The sequence below is a fragment of the Chamaesiphon sp. OTE_8_metabat_110 genome (genome assembly GCF_031382685.1).
GTDB lineage: Bacteria > Cyanobacteriota > Cyanobacteriia > Cyanobacteriales > Chamaesiphonaceae > Chamaesiphon.
The window spans coordinates 1-3986 of the sequence record NZ_JANMZA010000360.1; the positions used below are offsets into that span (position 1 = coordinate 1).

Genomic DNA, 3986 nt, shown 5'->3' on the forward strand with positions numbered 1-3986 from the left:
GGGTAGTCGGATTTATCAGAATATTGCCCGGTTTGAGATCTTTATGAACGATCCGCGCTCGTCCCAGCGCGTGCAACGTATCCGCCAACTGGATCGCGATCTGGAGGACATCCACTAGCGGTAAACAATTATTTTGGCGATAACTTACCAACGAGACGCCCCCAAAATCCTCCATCACCAACGCATAGCCGAGATCGGATGCCTCTAAGCTGTAAATCCTCACGACCCCTGGTAAATCGAGATGTGTGGCAGTGCTGGCGTCCCGCCCCTGGAGCAGCAGATACTGATGGCGAAAATTGAGTAATTCGCGTTCGGTGGGATACGCGGCAGCCAATAATTTGATAATTACCGATTTCGGGCTGGCTGATTTTGGCGCGATTGGCTCTGCCCGATACACGACAGTTTTAGCGTCGCGAAATAGTTCTTCGCTCACCCGATACCCACACAGATGAAATCCCAAGCTGCTACTGGTCATAATTTCCCGATCCGATTGCCGATTTCTCACCACATCTTTAATATTCCCCAGGATCGGCTGGATGCGATCTTAGGGGTAGAGGGTAAAAGGTAAGAGGTAAGAGGTAAAAGGTAAGAGGTAAGATCGTCCACTTTGCCGAACAGTTTATTACCTAATCCCTAAAGCCTAAAGCCTAATCTCTAAAGCCTAGTTAAAAATGCCAACATATAAAACGAATTACCATTAAACTCAAATTCATCGATTATTTCTAGGTTGAGTTTGCGGGTATGTGCGGCAAACGATCGCTGATTTAGTTTATTGATAAAAGTTACGCCGACTGGAAATTTGGGTGCGAAACTCGATCGCATCAAATCGAATAGCTGCGGAAAGATATCACTACCCCGAATAGCTCGATCGAGACAGATCGGCCCATACTGAAAACTGCTATCGACAGTAATTTCTCTACCTTTAAATCTCAATTTGGGTAGTCGATCGACCATCACCCTGAAAATCTCCCACTGCGAGAAAAACGTCCAATCCCCAGCCAGTAAATAACCGACGATCTGCCCTGCATCTTCAGCTACAAATACACCATCTTGCAATCGCAATTGTCGAAGCAATTCGGGCGTAAATGGTGTCGTCACAAATCCACCCGCCAACTCTGCTGGCGCTAACTGACTATACAAATTGCGAGACTGAAGATCGAGAATACCATCAAAATCGGACTCGCTTACATTTCTAATAATTGGAGTCATGCAGATTGAATTGATAAGACAAATTTACCAATACTAACATATCTTTATCGACTAACCGATCGAGTGCAGCCAGCCAGTAGGGTGGGCACTGCCCACAAACAGTTTTTGACATAGTAATGTGGATATTGAGAGTGGTTAAAATCGCTCGACTAGTATAGAGATTGCTCGATCGCTTAGCGTACCGTAGGTAATCGAATAAAACAGTTTAAACTCTTATTGCTTCGGCTTTATATGGTCTGTGGGCATTGCCCACCCTACGTTTCTACGTTTCTAAAATTAGCTCACAACAAGGATCTGTAGGTTGGGTTGAAGAATGAAACCCAACAATCCCAACCTGTAACTCTGGTGGGGCGTTGGGTTTCGCGGCCCAACCCAACCTACAGTCTAAAATAATAGGCAGCACCCACCATCATAAAATTACTTCTTACCTTTTACCTTTTACCTTTTACCTTTTACCCTTTACCTTTTACCTTTTACCTTTTACCCATTACCTTTTACCTCTTACCTCTTACCTCTTACCCTCTACTTCTGGCTTACTTGGCGATTATTAATATAGTTATAAGTCAGCTTCGATACTTCCTGGACAAAACTGCGAGCGCGAATATCGTTAAACGATCGCTTCACAAAAATACCCGCCAAATAGAGCTTGCCATTGGGCATTTCAATGATTCCGGCATCGCCAATCAATCGTCCTAGCGTACCAGTTTTGTGGGCGATCGCGGCACCTTTACCCAATCCGGCGGGGAGGAGTTTCCGATTTTCAGTTTGATTGAGAATATCTAACACTTTACTCCGGCTGGCTTCACTAATTAATTGATGCTTGGCAAGTAAGGCTGACAATCTTACGAGATCGGCGGGACTAGTTGTATTCGCCCCTTTAAAGTCTCCCAATGGGCGGTTGATGACTGTTTTTCGCAGTCCCCAGCTCTTGAATTGACGATTGAGCGCCAGCTTCCCTCCTAGCTTGTCAATAATCATATTCGTACCTGTATTGTCGCTAATGGCGATCATCTTGGTAGCCGTTTGGAGGACGCTCAACTTTGCCCCGCGACGGTATTGCAACTCTCCCGAACCTCCCGTAATCAAATCCCTTCTCACCGTGAGCGTGTCATTCAAGCGCACTTTTCCCGAATCGACAGCTTGAAATAGCGCCATCAAAATTGGCAACTTAATCGTACTAGCCGCCGGGAAACTTTTCTCACCATTAATATCCAAATAATTACCCGTGTCCACCTCCATGAAAAACATCCCAGGGGAGAGGTAACTATATTTCGCTGCTAAGGTCTTAATTTGGCGCTTGAGGGCGGTCATTTCTTGCCCGATGGGTACGACACCAGCAAAGACAATCGGACTGATAGGCACGCTCTGAACCCGCCCGGTGCTGGCTGTGGCGACACTGCGATCGATCGATCTCAACTTAATCGACCACCGTGAGGGGAGATCGCTCCGAATAATAATATTTTGGGGACTGACACCATAACCGGGTGCTAGTTCCATTACCAAGCGAGTATTGTTGGCGTCTGACTGGGCAATGCGGACTTCTCGCACTGCCGCACCGTATTTCTTCCGGATGGTCGCCTCGGTCATTTTGGTGCCGGGTAAATCGACAATCAGGCGGTAAGGGCCATCGAGGAGGGTGGCTTTGGGCTGGACTCCAGTATCAGTACCAAAGTTTAATTGGTTTTGATTGGCGTTAAATTCCCAACCTGTGAATTTGCCAGCTTGGGCTGGTGCCGCAAATCCTAAACACGCACTGCTAATCAGTCCGGGGAGAAGCCAACTTAATTTCATAAGATCGGGATGTGAGGTAAAGGTAGAGCAGTTAGTTGAGTCAGATGATGATTAACACAATTCGGTTCCCCACGTCAATTAATTGACACCGATCGGGGACTGGTGCCGATCGATCTCCATCGCTCCAATCGCTTGCAGACACTAGCTTTAACCCCTGCTCTATCGGGTTCTGTATCGATCGATATATTTATTTGCCCGTAATTACCGTTATATTAAGAAGTATTACGGATTTTAGATTCAAAATCCAAATCGTGTATTCAATCCTGTGAGGGCACCCATGACGATCGGCTTACAAATACCAGCTACCGCTACTACTGAAGAATTATTAGTTGCCAATTTTTTTCAAGCTTCGGCTGGACACTGGTTATCAGAACGACGTTACTATACGCTGCCTCATGGCGATACCCAAGAAGTAGTCAGCGAAATTGCGATCGAATTTCTAGCACCGGGCGCGCCGGAGTTGCAAGAGTTAGCCAGATTGCATGGCTTGGATGACTCAGCCTTGACCTGTGGCAGCAAAATTGAGTGGGATAGTAAAGACTCAGTGACTGGGAAAAAAGCTTCTAAAGGCAGTACTTTATTTGGCGCTTTGGGCAATATCTTATATCGCGATCGCGGTTTCGCCACATCTAAACCAATTACCGCAATTTACCACTTTCCCCAGCCCGATACTCTGTGTCTGAAAACCGAGTATCAAAGCTCGGTATTTGAAGAGGAAATCAAATTAGTCGGCGACAAATATCGCACCCGTCAAACAATTATCTCGCGGGCAGGCGAACAAGTCACGATCGGTCAATATTTGGAAAAGCGGATGGTTTAGGCTTTAGGTTTTAGGCTAAATTAATAGCAATAACTCAGGCGGGGCAATCGATCGATTGCCCCGCCTTTTTTGGCTGATTATTACTAGCAACTCACTTTGCTGGTGACATCCAATACGGGGGGACGGGGGGACGGGGAGACGGGGAGACGGGGGGACGGGGAGACTG

5 protein-coding genes are annotated in these 3986 nt (G+C 46.6%); 1 reads left to right on the top strand and 4 read right to left on the bottom strand.

Annotated elements, in window-relative coordinates; all coding sequences use genetic code 11:
• From RMO52_RS13110 to RMO52_RS13125, 4 genes are all read right to left on the bottom strand, one after another.
• Positions 1–475, bottom strand: a 475-nt coding sequence (locus RMO52_RS13110; protein ID WP_310414857.1) for a protein kinase, incomplete at its 3' end; no start/stop codon positions are given.
• 179 nt (positions 476–654) lie between these two features.
• The gene (locus tag RMO52_RS13115) at positions 655–1209 is read right to left on the bottom strand and encodes a GNAT family acetyltransferase (RefSeq protein WP_309742584.1); all 555 of its coding nucleotides are present in this window, start codon (positions 1207–1209) and stop codon (positions 655–657) included.
• A complete protein-coding gene (locus RMO52_RS13120) occupies positions 1193–1321 on the bottom strand; it encodes a hypothetical protein (protein WP_310414860.1) in 129 nt (42 codons plus the stop codon). The genes RMO52_RS13115 and RMO52_RS13120 overlap by 17 nt, the downstream gene beginning before the upstream one ends.
• Positions 1322–1731: 410 nt before the next feature.
• Positions 1732–3000, bottom strand: a complete 1269-nt coding sequence (locus RMO52_RS13125; protein ID WP_310414863.1) for a serine hydrolase — start codon at positions 2998–3000, stop codon at positions 1732–1734.
• A 277-nt stretch (positions 3001–3277) separates the two neighbouring features.
• Here RMO52_RS13125 and RMO52_RS13130 point away from each other — a divergent pair, with 277 nt between their 5' ends.
• The gene (locus RMO52_RS13130) at positions 3278–3820 is read left to right on the top strand and encodes a phycobiliprotein lyase (protein ID WP_309744528.1); all 543 of its coding nucleotides are present in this window, start codon (positions 3278–3280) and stop codon (positions 3818–3820) included.
• Positions 3821–3986 lie beyond the last annotated feature (166 nt).